Source organism: Rhizobium sp. CB3171 (assembly GCF_029714265.1).
Taxonomy (GTDB): Bacteria; Pseudomonadota; Alphaproteobacteria; order Rhizobiales; family Rhizobiaceae; genus Rhizobium.
Genome location: NZ_CP121652.1, coordinates 3,280,368 through 3,295,813, shown reverse-complemented (window position 1 = coordinate 3,295,813; position 15,446 = coordinate 3,280,368). Strand labels below are relative to the sequence as shown.

Below are 15,446 nucleotides of genomic sequence, written 5' to 3'. Positions count from 1 at the left end.
CTCTTAGACGCGACCGAGCGCGAAGCCCTTGGCGATGTAATTGCGGACGAAATAGATGACGAGCGCGCCGGGGATCAGCGTCAGCACGCCGGCGGCGGCAAGCAGGCCCCAGTCCATGCCGGCGGCCGAGACCGTGCGCGTCATGATGGCGGCAATCGGCTTGGCGTCGGTCGTGGTCAGCGTGCGGGCGATCAGCAGTTCCACCCAGGAGAACATGAAGCAGAAGAAGGCGGCGACACCGATGCCGCTTGCGATCAAGGGAATGAAGATCTTGATGAAGAAGCGCGGGAACGAATAGCCGTCGATATAGGCCGTCTCGTCGATCTCCTTCGGCACGCCGGACATGAAACCTTCAAGGATCCAGACCGCCAGCGGCACGTTGAACAGGCAGTGCGCCAGGGCTACCGCGATATGAGTGTCGATCAGGCCGAAGGCCGAATAGAGCTGGAAGAAGGGCAGCGCGAAGACCGCCGGCGGCGCCATGCGGTTGGTCAGCAGCCAGAAGAAGACGTGCTTGTCGCCGAGGAAGCGGTAGCGCGAGAAGGCGTAAGCTGCGGGCAGCGCGCAGGCAACCGAGATCACCATGTTCATGACGACATAGGTGATGGAGTTGATATAGCCCTTATACCAGGACGGATCGGTGAAGATGATCGTGTAATTGCGCAGCGTCGGCTGATGCGGATAGAGCGTCAACCCGCTGACGATCTCCTCATTGGTCTTGAAGCTCATGTTGACGAGCCAGTAGATCGGCAGCAGCAGGAAGATGATGTAGAGCGTCGGCACCACCCAGGACCAGCGACCCTCCTCCTTATGTCGGCTCACCGGCTGCGTGCCGGTCGTCGCGGTAACACCGGCGACGGGGCTGGAAGCCGCTATCTTGTTCATCGTGTTATCGCCTGCGGAGGTCGTAAGAGGTTTGCCGCTCATCGCGTCTCTCCCGCATCATAATTGGTCATGACGGTGTAGAAGACCCAGGACAGCAGAAGCACGATCAGGAAGTAGATCAGCGACATTGCCGCTGCCGGGCCGAGATCGAACTGGCCAAGGGCCATCTTGACGAGATCGATCGACAGGAAGGTCGTCGAATTGCCGGGGCCGCCGCCGGTGACGACGAAAGGTTCGGTATAGATCATGAAACTGTCCATGAAGCGCAGGAGCACGGCGATCAAAAGCACGCGGTTCATCTTCGGGAGCTGGATGTAGCGGAAGACGGACCAGCGCGAGGCGCCGTCGATCTTGGCGGCCTGGTAGAAGGCATCGGGAATGGAGGCGAGGCCGGCATAGCAGAGCAGCACGACGAGGCTGGTCCAGTGCCAGACATCCATGATGATAATCGTTGCCCAGGCATCGGCCGGATCGGAGACGTAGTTGTAGTCGATGCCGAGGCCGACGAGGACGTAGCCCATCAGGCCGATATCGCTGCGGCCGAACACCTGCCAAATCGTCCCGACGACATTCCACGGGATCAGCAGCGGCAGTGCCATCAAGACCAGGCAAACCGGAACGCCGATACCCTTCTTCGGCATGTTGAGAGCGATGAAGATGCCGAGCGGCACCTCGATCGCCAGGATGACGAAGGAGAAGATCAGGTTGCGGAGCATCGAATCCCAGAAGCGGCTGGAATGAAGGATCTCCTCAAACCACTGTGTTCCCGCCCAGAAGAAGACGTTGTTGCCGAAGGTGTCCTGCACCGAATAGTTCACCACCGTCATCAGCGGGATGACGGCCGAGAAGCCGACCAGCAGCAGTACGGGAATGAGCATGAACCAGGCTTTGTTGTTCCAGGTCTTGTCCATGATCAGGCTCCTATCTCGACGCGCCAGGAGTTGGCGTAGATATTGATGCCGGCGGGATCGAAGGCGATGTGCGGTTCGGCCGGCACGGTCTGGTCCTCACCGATGATTGCGGTGATCTCCTGGCCTTCCAGTCTGGCGCGCACCACCTTGCGGCGGCCGAGGTCCTCGACCTTGGTCACGGTCGCCGGCATGCCCTCGCGGCCGAGGCGGACGAATTCCGGGCGGATGCCGAGTTCGGTCTTGCCGCCCTGTCCATTGATGGGGGCGCCCGGCAGCGCGACGGTGCTGCCGGCGAGACGGGCGTTGCGGCCCTCGATCTGCACGGGCATGACGTTCATGCCCGGTGAGCCGATGAAATAGCCGACGAAGGTGTGGCGCGGCCGCTCGAAGAGATCGTTCGGCGTGCCGATCTGCACCACCTCGCCGTTATACATCACCACGACCTTGTCGGCGAAAGTCAGCGCCTCCGTCTGATCGTGGGTGACATAGACCATGGTGAAGCCGAAGCGGCGGTGGAGCTGCTTCAACTGCGAGCGTAGCACCCATTTCATATGTGGGTCGATGACCGTCAGCGGTTCGTCAAACAGGATGGCGCTGACATCGGAGCGCACCAGGCCGCGGCCGAGAGAGATTTTCTGCTTGGCATCGGCCGTCAATCCCCGCGCCTTGCGATGGGCGCTATCGGAGAGACCGATCATCTCGATGATCTCATCGACCTTGCGCTTCACTTCGGCTTCCGGAACGTGTCGGTTGCGCAAGGGGAAAGCGAGGTTTTCATAAACCGTCATCGTGTCGTAGACGACCGGAAACTGGAAGACCTGGGCAATGTTGCGCTCCTGCGTCGACAGTTTGGTCACGTCCTTGCCGTCGAAGAGGATGCGGCCTTCCGAGGCGCGCACAAGGCCGGAAACGATGTTGAGAAGGGTGGTCTTGCCGCAGCCGGACGGTCCGAGCAAAGCATAGGCGCTGCCGTCCTCCCAGCTATGATGAACTTCCTTCAGCGCATAATCCGCATCGGATTTGGGGTGGTCGTTATAGGCGTGTCTTATATGGTCCAGGTCGATGCGTGCCATTGGCCCTGTCTCTCCTCAGGCAGCCCGTTGCAGGGCGGGTGTGACGGCGGCGCCGTTGGTGTCGAACACCATGATGTGGCGCGGGTCGATGTAGACATCGATTGAGTCGTCGACATCGATGTCCTCGACGCCCTGGATCAGCATAACCCAGCGCCGATCGGCGAAATCGATGTGGATGAAGCTTTCCGAACCGGTGATCTCGGTCACCATCACCCTTGCCGGCGCTGCGACCGCTTCGGAGGTCTGCGGCTTCAGCGCCAGATGGTGCGGCTGGAAGGCGATGGTGTAGGGGCCGTCCGGCTGGCTTTCTAGGCCCGGCGGTACGGGCAGGCTCATATCGCCGTTCAGCACGAAGAGATTGCCGCGCTTGTCGAGCGAGATGGTGTTCAGCGGCGGATCGGCGAAGGTGACGGCGGTGATCAAGTCCTTCGGCCTGCGGAAGACATCGATGGTCGGTCCGAACTGGGTGATCTTGCCTTCCGACAGGGTCGCCGTATTGCCGCCCAAAAGCAGCGCTTCCGAGGGTTCGGTCGTGGCGTAAACAAAGATGGCGCCGGATTCGGCGAAGATTTTCGGCAGTTCTGCACGCAGCTCTTCGCGCAGTTTATAGTCGAGATTGGCGAGCGGCTCGTCGAGCAGCACAAGGCCTGCATTCTTGACGATGGCGCGGGCAAGCGCGGTGCGCTGCTGCTGGCCGCCGGAGAGGCTGAGCGGCAGGCGATCGAGGAAGGGGCCGAGCCGCAGAAGATCAGCGGCTTTCTTCACTTCGCGGTCGATCGTCGCCGCATCGATGCCGCCGAGGCGCATCGGCGATGCGATATTGTCGTAAACGGTCATGGCGGGATAGTTGATGAATTGCTGGTAGACCATGGCGACGTTGCGGCGCTGCACGGGCACGCCCGTGACATCGGCGCCGTCGACGTGGATCGTGCCCGAAGTCGGCTTGTCCAGCCCGGCCATCAGCCGCATCAGCGACGTCTTGCCTGAAAGCGTCGGTCCGAGGAGGACATTCAGCGTGCCGCGCTGCAGCGTCAGGTTCGTTTCGGCAATGTGCGTTTCGCCGCCGACCGCCTTCGACACGTTTCTGAGTTCAAGCACCATATGCTCCTTCCATGCATCGTATGGGGACGCTGCGACGGATTGCTGGCCGTAAGGCCTGTTTTGTTGCCCATTGGGTAGCGATCTGGAGGATATAAACCCGCCGCGATCGTTTATGCCTTTACTGTCCGAATGCCCCGTTCCTTCGACAGATTCGGGAGCGGCGGCGGGATGGTTGTGGAGAAGTAAATTGCGTCGATCCGGATGCGAGGGATTCGCGATGACGCAAACCGAGGCGAGCACGGTTCGGAACGCGGCAGACGCGCTCGACCGGACTGCGGCTCACGCAGCGACCAATGACATCCGTGACGTCGATTTGAGCTCTGGACAATTACCTCTCCCCTCGTTTCGATTTCTACCCCTCATGCGAAAACCGAAACTAGAATGACGATAAATGAAGATAAAGGAATGTCAAACGAAAATTGGGCGGGTCGCAATTTCCGGCCGAAACCGACATCAGGGGATGCGCCTTCATCCGCAGCATAACTGTTTAGGCGACACTGAAAATGGCTGAAAGTCACCCCGAATACAGAAAGCCGAGGCGGCGATTTTGTACCGCAGACCTGGCTTTACCGCACGAATAGGGCCGAAGAATCTGGCGAAAAAGTCGCGATCGTCCTCGGCAAGATAGCGCCTGGCCTTTTCCGGATTAAGATCGACGACCATGCCGGGGCGATCGATGACATCGATGAAACCGTTCTTGACGATCACCTCCGACAGGCCTTCGGCAATGTCATGCCACCAGTCGGGATCGCCTGTCGCGTATTCGAAAGCAATAAAGTTTGCCGGAAGCGTGGCCGAAACCTGGATCACGCGGCCTACTCGAGCAGGCCGTTGGCTGTGCCGTGCGGGGCGAATAAAATGCAGATCGGCCTCGAAACCCGCAAGCCTGTCCGAAACATCCTCCGATCAATCGCCTTGGCGGAATGGATACCTCAAGCGGCGGCGACCTGGATTTCCGTCTTGACGGAATTGGCAATGAAGCACTGTTCATGCGCCAGGTGGTGCAGTTCTGCTTGCATTGCGGCGGTTGGCGGTTCCCCGGCATAGACGATGGTCGGATTGAGCTCAACGCGGCTGACGATCAATTTTCCGTCGACCTTTTCCATCACGCCGATCGCCTTGTCGGTATAGCTCTCGACGACGATCCGCTTGAGCGCCGCGAGCGAGAGAAAGGTCAGCATGTGGCAACTGGAAATCGCCGCGATATAGGCCTCCTCTGGATCGACATTGGCTTCCACGGAATAAGGAAGCGGAACGATATGCGGCGAAGCCGACGCTGGCACGACTTGGCCGCCGTCAAAGCGCCAGATGTGCGCGCGGCTGTAACGCTTGTCGGTGAAGACTGCTCCTTCGCGCTCCCAGTGTACCTCGACGGTCATCTTCATATCAGATCATCCTTTGTCGGCATGGAAAGAAGTCTTGCAGTCGTTTGAGTGAGATGGTGGCGAAGATGCTGCGCGGCAGCGTCGACATCTCCCCTGGCACAAGCGGCAACGATCGCGGCGTGTTCCTCGAAAAAATCAATGCGCTCCTGGGCGCCACGCTTTTGATGAAGGCATGCCCGCAGAGATTCTCGTCGAAGCGTTGCTATGGTTCTCAGCAATCGCGTATTTTCGCACTCGCTATACAGGGTCAGGTGAAACTGCTGGTCGAGCTCTTCAATCCGCACCGGATCGTACTCTGCGAATAGCTCATCGTTGAGCCTTTCGGCCTTCCGCAAGGCGGAAGGCAAAAGCAACGGCACCGACTGCTTCAAGGCGGCGACCTCCAGAATAGCCCGAAGCTCGGTAAGTTCACTTGCCTCACGTTCCGAGAGGATCGCTACCGCCAGACTTCGATCCGGACGCCGCACGACCAAGCCACTCCCGAGTAAGCGGTCCAAGGCCTGCCTGACGGGCTGGCGGCTGACCCCGAAACGCTCGGCGATCGATTCCTGCTTGAGAACGGAGCCTGGTGCCAATTCACCTGACTCAATCTCGTCCCGCAGCTCGCTGAAAATAGACTTTGGATCCATGGATCCAAAGTAATGCTCTTTCCCGAAATTGGTCAAGCCTTAATCAGGAGGCGATCCCAGCCGCGTTCGTCGCAGGGCGGGGGCGAGGCGCGGCGTGTCGATGACCGGCGGTGATCCCGGGGATCGTGCATATGCTGTGCTGGTGCGGGTGCTGGAAGGATTGTCCTGTCGTCGACGGCGGCTCGGCGCGCTGACCGGCAGGACCAGAGTGGCCTAAAGCCAGTTGATACGCTTCAGCACCCAGAGGGTCGCGATCGAGGTGATCGTTACGAAGACGACGATGATAACGAAGGCCCAGGTGTCGTTGACGCCGGGGATGCCACCGACATTCATGCCGAAGAGGCCGGCCACAACGCTCGGCGGCAAAAGCAGGGCTGCGAGGGCGGCAAGGCGGTTGGAATTGCGGGCGATGCGCTCGCTGATGACGGTCGACAAGTCGTCGTGCAGGATGCTGGTGCGGTCGCGGATGGCGTCGAGATATTCGATGTAGCGCATCAGCTTGTCGATCACTTCGCGCATGCGCAGCTTGTCGCGCTCGGCAAGCCAGGGCGCATCGTCATGCTCGATGCGGTTTAGGGCATCACGTTGCGGCGCCAGATAACGGCGAAGCTGCACGGCTCGCCGGCGCAGCAGTTTCAGGCGCTCGCGCACTTGGCCGGCTTCGCCGTGAAAGATCAGTTCGTCGAGTTCGTCCACCTCTTCATCCATGGCGTCGAGCACGGGTTCGAGGTCGCGCACCAGCTTGTCGCCGATCAAGGCGAGCAGGTCGCCGGTGCGCTGCGGCCCTTTTTTCTTTTCCAACGACAGACGGATATCGCGCAGCGCCGTAATGTAGTGGCCGCTGTCGCGGAGCGAAACGATGCGCTCGCCATCGACCCAGAGATGCAGGGGCACAAGGTCGATATCGGCGGGTTTCTGCGTCGCGCCGTCCGGCGATGTCGCGCAGACGCCGCGCAGGATGATCAACAGCCCGTCGCCCACCGGTTCGACGCGAGGGCGCGAATCCTCCTCCAGCAGGGCTTCGATGACGAAGGGGTCGAAGCCGCTTTTATGCATGACCCAGTCGGCTGCGGCAGGATGGTCGCGCTCGAGATGTAGCCAAGTCACACCCTGCCCATGCTTCCACTCGCTGAGCTCTTCCATGCAGAGCTGCTTGCAGCCGCCACGTCCGTCGAGCTGGGAAGCGAAACGCAAACCCGGTTCGGTGCCGTAGCTGACCGTCGACGTGTTGGGTGCATCCGTGGCGCCTTGGTCCATCCGTCCTCCCCCGACAGCAAAAAAAGCGCAAGCAGCACAAGCGTTTGTGGCGTGCCGGCGATATTTTATCAGTTCGGGTCAAGGTGGCAAGGTGGAGGTACGGAGAAGCCCCTCATCCGGCTCGTGAGCTTGTCGAAGGGCGGCCGCCCTGTCCCGCGTGCCGGGAGAGGGTTGTGTGAGGGGCAATTCTTGCTTGGAAATCAGATAGAGGCAGGTGCTCTCAACGCGCGGCCCAGTTGGCGCCGCGGCGGAAGATGGTTTTCATCTGCGGCACGTTGAATTCCTTGGCCTGGTGGCCGAGTGAGGAATAGAAGACGCGGCCCTTGCCGTATTTGCGCTTCCAGGCGACCGGCATGACGACGCCGTCGATCCAATAGGCATGATCGCCGGTAAATGTCGTGGTTGCCAGCACCTCGTTCGACGGGTCGACATGCATGTAATATTGCTCGGATGTGTAGGGGAAATCGGTGATCCCCTCCATGATCGGGTCATCCGATTTTGTGATGTTGACCGTGTAGTCGATGATGTTGCCGGGATGGGCGACCCACTGGCCGCCGATAATGAACTGATACTCGACGCATTCCCGGAAGCTGTCGCCTGCGCCGCCGTGATAGCCGGCGATGCCGACGCCGCTTTCGATCGCGGCGGCGAGGTTCTTCACCTCTTCCTTCTCGATCTTCGACATGGTGACGATCGGCACGACCAGGCTGAGGTCATGGATCGACGGGTCGGCAAAGGCTTCGGTGCTGTTTTCGAGGTAGACCTTAAAGCCATCCTCTTCCAGCACGTCGCGGATGATATGGGCGCATTCCTGCGGTTCGTGACCGCTCCAGCCGCCCCAGACGATAAGTGCTTCGCGCATGATATTCCTCCTGAAACTGTGTCGTTAGCGGCCGATCTGTCCATCGACCAGAGATTCGGACAGAGGGGCCGGGCGCTCTGTTTGCGTCGTGATGGCGATCGTGCGGCCGGTGTCAGAGGCCGTCTGGAAGGCTTCCATGACTTCGAGCACATGCAGCGCGAGGCTGCCATCGGCGCGGTGCGGCCGGTTGGAACGGATGGCATGCGCCAGATCGGCGACGCCGAGCGAACGGTAGTTGCCGTCGGCATAGGGGGCCGCGACTTCGCGTTCCTCGAACTGGCCGCCTTTCTTGAGATATTCGACCGGGCCGCCGAAACGGTTCGGATCAGGCACGATCAGCGTGCCTTCGGTCCCATAGACTTCGAGTGGCACATGCTTGTGGCCGGCAACGTCAAAGCTCATGCCGATCTGCACGACCGCGCCGTTGGCGAAGGCCATGACGCCGGCAACATGGGTGGCGACATGCACGGGGATGCGCTCGCCGTTGCGCGGCTCGCTGGTGATGATGCGCTCCTTGCGTGGCGCCACGGCAAAGCCGGCGACCTGGGAGACGGGGCCGAGCAGGTTGACGAGGTCGGTGATGTAGTAAGGTCCCATGTCGAGCATCGGGCCGCCACCGACTTCATAATAGAAAGCCGGATTCGGATGCCAGCGCTCGTGGCCGGGGCACATGAAGGTGGCGGTGCCGCCGACCGGGATGCCGATCGCGCCTTCGTCGATGATCGCGCGCGCCGTCTGGTGGCCGCCGCCGAGGAAGGTGTCCGGGGCAGCGCCGATGCGCAGGCCCTTGGCGGCCGCGGCATCCGCAAGCTTCTTGCCCTCCGCGAAGTTAATGCCGAGCGGCTTTTCCGAATAGGTGTGCTTACCGGCGTCAAGCGCTTGCAGACCGACGGCGACATGTGCTTTCGGAATGGTCAGGTTGACGATGATCTCGATCGTGGGATCGGCAAACAGGGCCGCGACATCGACGGCCTTCAGACCAAATTCGGCGGCTTTGGCTTCGGCGAGTTCGCGGTTGAGGTCGGCCACTCCTTTGATGTCGAGAATGGGGAACGATTTCATCGCGGTGAGATAGGCGCCGGAAATGTTTCCGCAGCCGATGATGCCAATGCCGACCTTTTCCATAAAGCTTCCTCCGAATGAAGTGTTCGTGCATGCCTTGCGGGGTCAGAGCGCCGGTGCCGGCCCTGTCGTTCCCCAAGGAGATTCGTAGAGTTCGCGCAGCGCCACAACGGCTGCGCCCTGAGCCCAGGTTTCGTCCGTCGATTGGTCGAAGACGAGTTCGGTCACGCCCTTGATCGATGGCGGGATTGCCAGCGAATAGGCCTCTCTCAGGCTGTCGAGGAAGGGCTGGCCGAGCGCGAGGCTCGAGCCGACGAGAATAACGCGCGGCGGCGCAAACAGCGTGACGATATTGGCTAGCGCCATGCCGCAGGCTTCGCCGGCGCGGATCGCCGCGCTGATCAGCGCGTTGTCTTCGGCGGCAATCAACGTTTTGGCATGCGCCATGCCGCGGCCGAGGCGGATGGCTTCGGCAAAGCGGCCGCCGCTCGGCTGGTCGCCGAGGATCGCGCTTTCGCCCGCCAGGCTCGCAAGCCTGACCGTGCCCTGCGGCCCGATGCCGAGCGTGAGGTCGCCGAGATTATGACTCAAGCCGCCGGCGCCGCGAAACAATTGGCCGCCATGCAGCACGCCGAGGCCAAGCGTCTGTTCCAGCGACACCAGCACCATGTCGTCAAGATCTCTCGCCTCGCCGAACCAATGATGCGCCAGCGTGATCGCATGGGCATCGCTTTCGACGATGGTGGTAACACCCAGCCGCTCCGACATTTCCCTGGCGAAATCGACGCCGCTCTCGCGGAAAATCGGGCTAGAGCGCACATGGCCGGTGCGGTGTTCGATGACGCCGGGCAGGCCGAGGCAGACCGAATCGATTTCATCGAGCGCGAGATTGGCATCGACGACGCAGCGGCGCACCCCGTCCTCGATCAGGTCGGCGATGACGCTGATCGGCTGCCGGTCGACGCGAAGGGCGAGCGTCAGCGTCGACTGCACTTCGCCGCGGAAATCGGCGACGACGAAGACCATGCGGTTCGCGGCGATTTTTGCGCCGACGACGCGGGCGGCGTCCGGATTGAGCTCCAGCATGACGCGCGGCCGCCCACGGGCGGCGGCTTCACGCAGATCGCCTTCGGTGCGCGCCAGGATCAGGCCGTCATCGAGCAGCGAAGCGGTGATCGCCGATACGGTCGTGGTCGAAAGCTGGGTGCGCTCGCTGATTTCGATACGCGCGATCGAACCCGCCCGCCGGATCGTATCCAGCACGTTGAAGCGGTTGATTGCCCGCATAAGCTCGGGGTCTGCTGTTTTCATGTGAATGGTGCCGAATGACGAATCCGCTCGGCTGCGGCCTGATATTTTTGACGGGATACGAATTAAATAACCTATGCTTATGGCCTGATGTCAAGCCGTTTCCCAGTCACTTCGCCGAAAATTTAGCAATGGTGGTTGACATTTCAGCTAAGCTCCGCTGAATTAATCCGCATAAGGGAAAAATTATTGAGGCTCTTGTTCCCTTGGGAGGAGAAAATCATGCTGTATGAACGCGGGGCGAAGGCCCTTCGCGGTGCGCGTGTTGCTGCGATCGCCGCTGCCACGGGGCTTGTCATGCTTGCAGGCGCCACGAGCGCTGCGGCGGATACGGTCGTCAAGTGGCTGCACCTGGAGCTCGATCCGAACTACATCGCCGTCTGGCGCAAGATCGCCGATCAATATGAAGCCCAGCATCCGGGCGTGAAGATCGAAATGCAGTTCCTGGCGAACGAAGCCTTCAAGGCCAAGCTGCCGACGCTGCTGCAATCGAAGGACGCTCCCGATTTCTTCTTTAGTTGGGGCGGTGGTGTGTTGAAGCAGCAGCAGGCAACCGGCACGCTGATGGACCTGACCGCGGCGATGAACGCCAAGGATGGCGCCTGGGTGAAGAGCTATAATCCTGCGGCAGTGAAAGGCCTGACCTTCGACAATAAGATCAGTGCCGTGCCTTACAAGCTAGGCACCGTTTCCTTCTTCTATAACAAGGCGCTCTTCGCCAAGGCCGGCGTCGATGCCAATGCTATCAAGAGCTGGGACGACTATCTGGCCGCCGTCAAGAAGATCAAAGCGGCCGGTATCGTGCCGATTGCCGGCGGCGGCGGCGAGAAGTGGCCGATCCATTTCTATTGGAGCTATCTGGTGATGCGTGACGGCGGCCAGAAGGTCTTTTCCGCGGCCAAGAGCGGCGAGGGCAATGGCTTCAATGATCCGGCGATCATCAAGGCCGGCGAGCAGCTTGCCGAACTCGGCAAGCTCGAGCCGTTCCAGCCCGGCTATCTCGGCACCACCTGGCCGCAGGCGCTCGGCGTCTTCGGCGACGGCAAGGCCGCGATGATCCTTGGCTTCGAAAACACCGCCGCCAACCAGCGCACCAATGCCGGCGACGGCAAGGGTCTCGCCGACGACAATATCGGCCGCTTCGCCTTCCCGGCGGTTACCGGTGGCGCCGGTCTTCCGACCGATACGCTCGGCGGTCTGAACGGCTGGGCCGTGACCAAGAAGGCCCCGCCTGAAACCCTCGATTTCCTGGCCTATCTGACCAATGCCGAGAGCGAACGCACCATGGCGCAGGCCGGCATGATCATCCCGGTCGCCGTCGGCGTGGAAGACGGCGTCAAGAGCCCGTTGATGCACGCCTCGGCCGACCAACTGGCGCATTCGACCTGGCACCAGAACTTCTTCGACCAGGATCTCGGCCCCTCCGTCGGCCGCGTCGTCAACGACATCTCGGTCGGCATCGTCTCGGGCCAGATCGCACCGAAGGATGGCGCGCAGCAGGTCCAGGACGCCTTCGAGCAGGACCAGCTCTAGCACCATCCGGCGCCGGCCTCTCCCTTGTGCCGGCGCCGGTTTTTCTTTGAACTGCAATTGTCGAGACCGCCCATGACCGATGTCAGCGCAACGACCGCCATACCGACCATCGCCAGAGCGAAACCCGCAGCGCGCCGAAAATCGCCGGCCGCACGCGGCCGCATGCCCGTCATCCTGCTGTTTCTGCCACCGGCGCTGCTGCTTTTCACCATCTTCGTCATCCTGCCGATGGGAGAGGCCGCCTGGTACAGCCTTTACAAATGGAACGGCTACGGCCCGCCGACGGAATTCATAGGGCTGCGCAACTTCCAGGTTCTGTTCAAGAACGGCGCCTTCCTGACCTCGCTGAAGAACAATGCGCTGATCATCCTGGTCTCGATCGCCCTCCAGGTGCCGCTTGCCATATGGCTTGCGACGATGCTGGCAAACCGCATTCGCGGCGTCGTGCTCTACCGGCTGATCTTCTTCCTGCCCTATGTGCTGGCGGAAGTGGCAGCGGGCTTGATCTGGCGCTTCGTCTATGACGGAGACTACGGCCTGTTTGCCGCGATCTCGCATTTTCTCGGCACCGCCACCCCTTACGTGCTCGCCGATAAGGATCTGGCGATGTATGCGGTGCTGGCGGTGATCGTGTGGAAATATTTCGGCTTCCACATGATGCTGTTCATCGCCGGCCTGCAATCCCTCGACAAAAGCGTGCTGGAAGCCGCCGAGATTGACGGCGCCACCGGCTGGCAGAAATTCCGCTACGTCACCCTGCCGCTGCTCGGCTCGACACTGCGCCTGTCCGTCTTCTTCGCCGTCGTCGGCTCGCTGCAGCTTTTCGATCTGATCATGCCGCTCACCGGCGGCGGACCGTTCAACTCGACCCAGACGATGGTGACCTTCCTCTACAATTTCGGCGTCACCCGCATGCAAGTCGGCCTCGGCAGCGCCGTCGGCGTGGTGCTGTTCGTGATCTGCGTCACCCTCGCCTTCGGCTACAAACGGATATTTATGCGCAATGACTGATATGGCCTCATCCGTTCGCATGACCACCGGCACGAAGATCTATCTCTACGTGTCGCTGACCATCATCGCCGCCATCGTGCTGATTCCGCTGTTGACCACGGCGCTCGGCGGTTTCAAGTCGCTCGGCGATCTCCGAACCAATCCCTTCGGCCTGCCGGTCGAGTGGCATTTCGAGAACTATACCGGCATCCTCTTCGGCGATCGCTATTGGCGGCAGATGATGAATTCGCTGATCATCGCCACCCTGACCGTGTTCCTGACGGTCACAGTCTCGGCCATGGCAGCCTTCGCCTTTGCGCATGTGAAGTTCTTCGGCTCGAACTTCCTGCTGAATTATTTCCTGATCGGCCTGATGTTCCCGGCGGCGACCGCCATCCTGCCGCTGTTCATCCGCATCCGCGATCTCGGCCTGCTCAATACTTATTGGGGCGTGGTGCTGCCGCAGGTGGCTTTCGGCCTCGGTATGAGTATTCTTCTCTTTAGAAACTATTTTCGCAACCTTCCGGAAGAATTGTTCCAGGCGGCTTTCGTCGATGGTTGCGGCTATATCCGCTTCTTCTGGCATATCTCGCTGCCGCTCTCCCGGCCGATCGTCGCCACCGTCAGCATCATCTCCTTCGTCGGCAGTTGGAACAGCTATATCCTGCCGCTGATCATGCTGAATTCGGATTCAATCTATCCCTGGCCGCTCGGCATGATGGTCTATAGCGGCGAATTCGGCACGGAATGGGAACTGGTGCTCGCCTTCATCACGCTCACCATCATGCCCACCATCATCGTCTTCTTCCTGGCGCAGAAACACATCATCGCGGGTCTCACCGCCGGTGCCGTGAAATCCTGAGCCTAGAGCGGTTCAGCTTTTCACGGAAACTCTGAACCGCTCTATTTCTTTGTTTTCCAGCAATTCCGGACGGAAAACCGCTATGCACTTTTCCTGGAATTGCTCTCATCGGAGCAAACAACATGGCATCCGTCGAACTGCATAACATCCACAAGGCCTACGGGGCGCTTCCAGTCATCCACGATATCTCGCTGGCGATCGATGATGGCGAGTTCATCGCACTCGTCGGCCCTTCCGGCTGCGGTAAGTCCACGCTGCTGCGGATGATCGCCGGGCTCGAGGAAATCACCGATGGCGACGTTTCGATTGGCGGGCAGGTGGTCAACAGCATGACGCCGCGCGAGCGCAACATCGCCATGGTCTTCCAGTCCTACGCGCTCTATCCGCACATGACGGTGGCCGAGAATATGGGCTTCAACCTGAAGCTCTCGGGCCAGCCCAAGCCGGTGATCGAGCAGCGGGTCAACGAGGCGGCGCGCATGCTCGACCTCACCAAGCTGCTCGACCGCAAGCCGGCGCAGCTCTCCGGCGGCCAGCGCCAGCGTGTCGCCATGGGCCGCGCCGTGGTGCGCAATCCCGCCGTCTTCCTGTTCGACGAGCCCTTGTCGAACCTCGACGCAAAACTGCGCGTGCAGATGCGCTCGGAGATCAAGGCACTGCATCAGAAGGTGCAGACCACGTCGATCTATGTCACCCACGACCAGATCGAAGCGATGACGCTCGCGGACCGCATCGTCGTGCTGAACCAAGGGCGGATCGAGCAGCAGGGGACGCCGATCGAGCTTTATCGCCAGCCGGCCAATCTCTTCGTCGCCGGCTTCATCGGCTCGCCTGCGATGAATTTTCTCGATGGCATGGTGAATGGTGTTGACGGCTCACCGTCGGTGCGGCTCACAGACGGCACGCAGGTTCGCATCGCAGGCGAGCGCAGAGTGAAGTCCGGTCAGAGCGTGAAGATCGGCCTACGGCCGGAACATCTCAGCCTGACGGGCAGCGGCTCGCCGCTCACCGGCCAGACCTTGCTGGTCGAACCGACGGGCGCGCAGACCCATGTGCTGTTCGATCTGGCCGGCGAGCAAGTGACGGCCGTCGTCGACGGTGAGGCTCCGGTTCGCTATGGCGAGCAATTGAAGGTCAACGTCAATGCCGATCAGGTCTATGTTTTCGACAGCGGAAGCGGGATGGCGCTTTAGACATCGACCGTTATGGCATCCACCCGATCCGGGTAGAAGGCCATGTAATCCTTGATCTGGCTGACGGCGGCGCGCGGATTTTCGTAGGTCCAGACCGCATTCACCGAGCGCTCGCCGCCGACGGGGATGCTGTAATAGGAGCAATCGCCCTTATAGGGACAGTAAGTGGCATGGTCGGTCCTCTTGAGCGCGGACATGTCGATATCTTTGCGCGGCACATAAATGACCGCGGGATAGGAGGCTTCCTTCAGGGACAGCGCCTCACGCGTATCGGCAATAACCTTGCCGGCGACGGAGACGGTGACATGGGCACGCTTGTTCTCGATCGTGATCGGATGATCGGGACCGGGAATCTTGACCAGCTTTTCGGACATTTTGCTTTCCTCAGCTTTGGT

Annotated in this window: 16 protein-coding genes; 4 read left to right on the top strand and 12 right to left on the bottom strand. The window is 60.8% G+C overall.

The window, feature by feature from the left end:
• Positions 1-3: 3 nt before the first annotated feature.
• The 11 genes from QA648_RS16070 to QA648_RS16020 form a co-directional block, all read right to left on the bottom strand.
• Positions 4-927 carry a carbohydrate ABC transporter permease gene (locus tag QA648_RS16070; RefSeq protein ID WP_199773500.1) on the bottom strand — a complete coding sequence of 308 codons (924 nt, stop codon included), beginning with the start codon at positions 925-927 and terminating at the stop codon, positions 4-6.
• Entirely contained in the window at positions 924-1,796 is an 873-nt protein-coding gene (locus QA648_RS16065; protein WP_104824774.1) for a sugar ABC transporter permease, read from the bottom strand. Before QA648_RS16065 ends, QA648_RS16070 begins: the two co-directional genes overlap by 4 nt.
• 2 nt (positions 1,797-1,798) lie before the next feature.
• On the bottom strand, positions 1,799-2,869 hold the full coding sequence (locus tag QA648_RS16060; RefSeq protein ID WP_283048001.1) for an ABC transporter ATP-binding protein: 1,071 nt from the start codon (positions 2,867-2,869) through the stop codon (positions 1,799-1,801).
• Between the two features lie 15 nt (positions 2,870-2,884).
• Complete coding sequence (locus QA648_RS16055; protein WP_104825265.1) at positions 2,885-3,967, bottom strand: ABC transporter ATP-binding protein; 1,083 nt, start codon at positions 3,965-3,967, stop codon at positions 2,885-2,887.
• Positions 3,968-4,438: 471 nt separating this feature from the next.
• On the bottom strand, positions 4,439-4,780 hold the full coding sequence (locus QA648_RS16050; protein WP_283048000.1) for a hypothetical protein: 342 nt from the start codon (positions 4,778-4,780) through the stop codon (positions 4,439-4,441).
• A gap of 122 nt (positions 4,781-4,902) precedes the next feature.
• Positions 4,903-5,349 (bottom strand): OsmC family protein, encoded by a 447-nt coding sequence (locus QA648_RS16045; RefSeq protein WP_283051367.1) that lies wholly within the window; start codon positions 5,347-5,349, stop codon positions 4,903-4,905.
• Between the two features lie 2 nt (positions 5,350-5,351).
• The gene (locus QA648_RS16040) at positions 5,352-6,020 is read right to left on the bottom strand and encodes a GntR family transcriptional regulator (RefSeq protein ID WP_283047999.1); all 669 of its coding nucleotides are present in this window, start codon (positions 6,018-6,020) and stop codon (positions 5,352-5,354) included.
• Positions 6,021-6,197: 177 nt separating this feature from the next.
• Positions 6,198-7,241, bottom strand: coding sequence for a CorA family divalent cation transporter (locus QA648_RS16035; RefSeq protein WP_104824771.1), 1,044 nt, complete (start codon positions 7,239-7,241; stop codon positions 6,198-6,200).
• Between the two features lie 220 nt (positions 7,242-7,461).
• A complete protein-coding gene (locus tag QA648_RS16030) occupies positions 7,462-8,103 on the bottom strand; it encodes a ThuA domain-containing protein (RefSeq protein ID WP_104824770.1) in 642 nt (213 codons plus the stop codon).
• A gap of 24 nt (positions 8,104-8,127) precedes the next feature.
• Positions 8,128-9,228 carry a Gfo/Idh/MocA family oxidoreductase gene (locus tag QA648_RS16025; RefSeq protein ID WP_283047998.1) on the bottom strand — a complete coding sequence of 367 codons (1,101 nt, stop codon included), beginning with the start codon at positions 9,226-9,228 and terminating at the stop codon, positions 8,128-8,130.
• A gap of 42 nt (positions 9,229-9,270) precedes the next feature.
• A complete protein-coding gene (locus tag QA648_RS16020) occupies positions 9,271-10,476 on the bottom strand; it encodes an ROK family transcriptional regulator (protein ID WP_283047996.1) in 1,206 nt (401 codons plus the stop codon).
• Positions 10,477-10,695: 219 nt separating this feature from the next.
• Here QA648_RS16020 and QA648_RS16015 point away from each other — a divergent pair, with 219 nt between their 5' ends.
• The 4 genes from QA648_RS16015 to ugpC all read left to right on the top strand — a co-directional run bounded on the left by QA648_RS16015 (position 10,696) and on the right by ugpC (position 15,051).
• Complete coding sequence (locus tag QA648_RS16015) at positions 10,696-12,006, top strand: extracellular solute-binding protein (protein ID WP_283047994.1); 1,311 nt, start codon at positions 10,696-10,698, stop codon at positions 12,004-12,006.
• A 72-nt stretch (positions 12,007-12,078) separates the two neighbouring features.
• The gene (locus QA648_RS16010; protein ID WP_283047992.1) at positions 12,079-13,017 is read left to right on the top strand and encodes a sugar ABC transporter permease; all 939 of its coding nucleotides are present in this window, start codon (positions 12,079-12,081) and stop codon (positions 13,015-13,017) included.
• Positions 13,010-13,858, top strand: coding sequence for a carbohydrate ABC transporter permease (locus tag QA648_RS16005; protein ID WP_283047990.1), 849 nt, complete (start codon positions 13,010-13,012; stop codon positions 13,856-13,858). The genes QA648_RS16010 and QA648_RS16005 overlap by 8 nt, the downstream gene beginning before the upstream one ends.
• Before the next feature lie 122 nt (positions 13,859-13,980).
• Positions 13,981-15,051 carry a sn-glycerol-3-phosphate ABC transporter ATP-binding protein UgpC gene (gene ugpC, locus QA648_RS16000; protein ID WP_260303200.1) on the top strand — a complete coding sequence of 357 codons (1,071 nt, stop codon included), beginning with the start codon at positions 13,981-13,983 and terminating at the stop codon, positions 15,049-15,051.
• Here ugpC and QA648_RS15995 read toward each other — a convergent pair.
• Positions 15,048-15,425: a DUF427 domain-containing protein gene (locus QA648_RS15995; protein ID WP_260303199.1), complete on the bottom strand. Its 378-nt coding sequence runs from the start codon at positions 15,423-15,425 to the stop codon at positions 15,048-15,050. The two genes, ugpC and QA648_RS15995, sit on opposite strands and share 4 nt — an antisense overlap.
• Between the last annotated feature and the right edge of the window lie 21 nt (positions 15,426-15,446).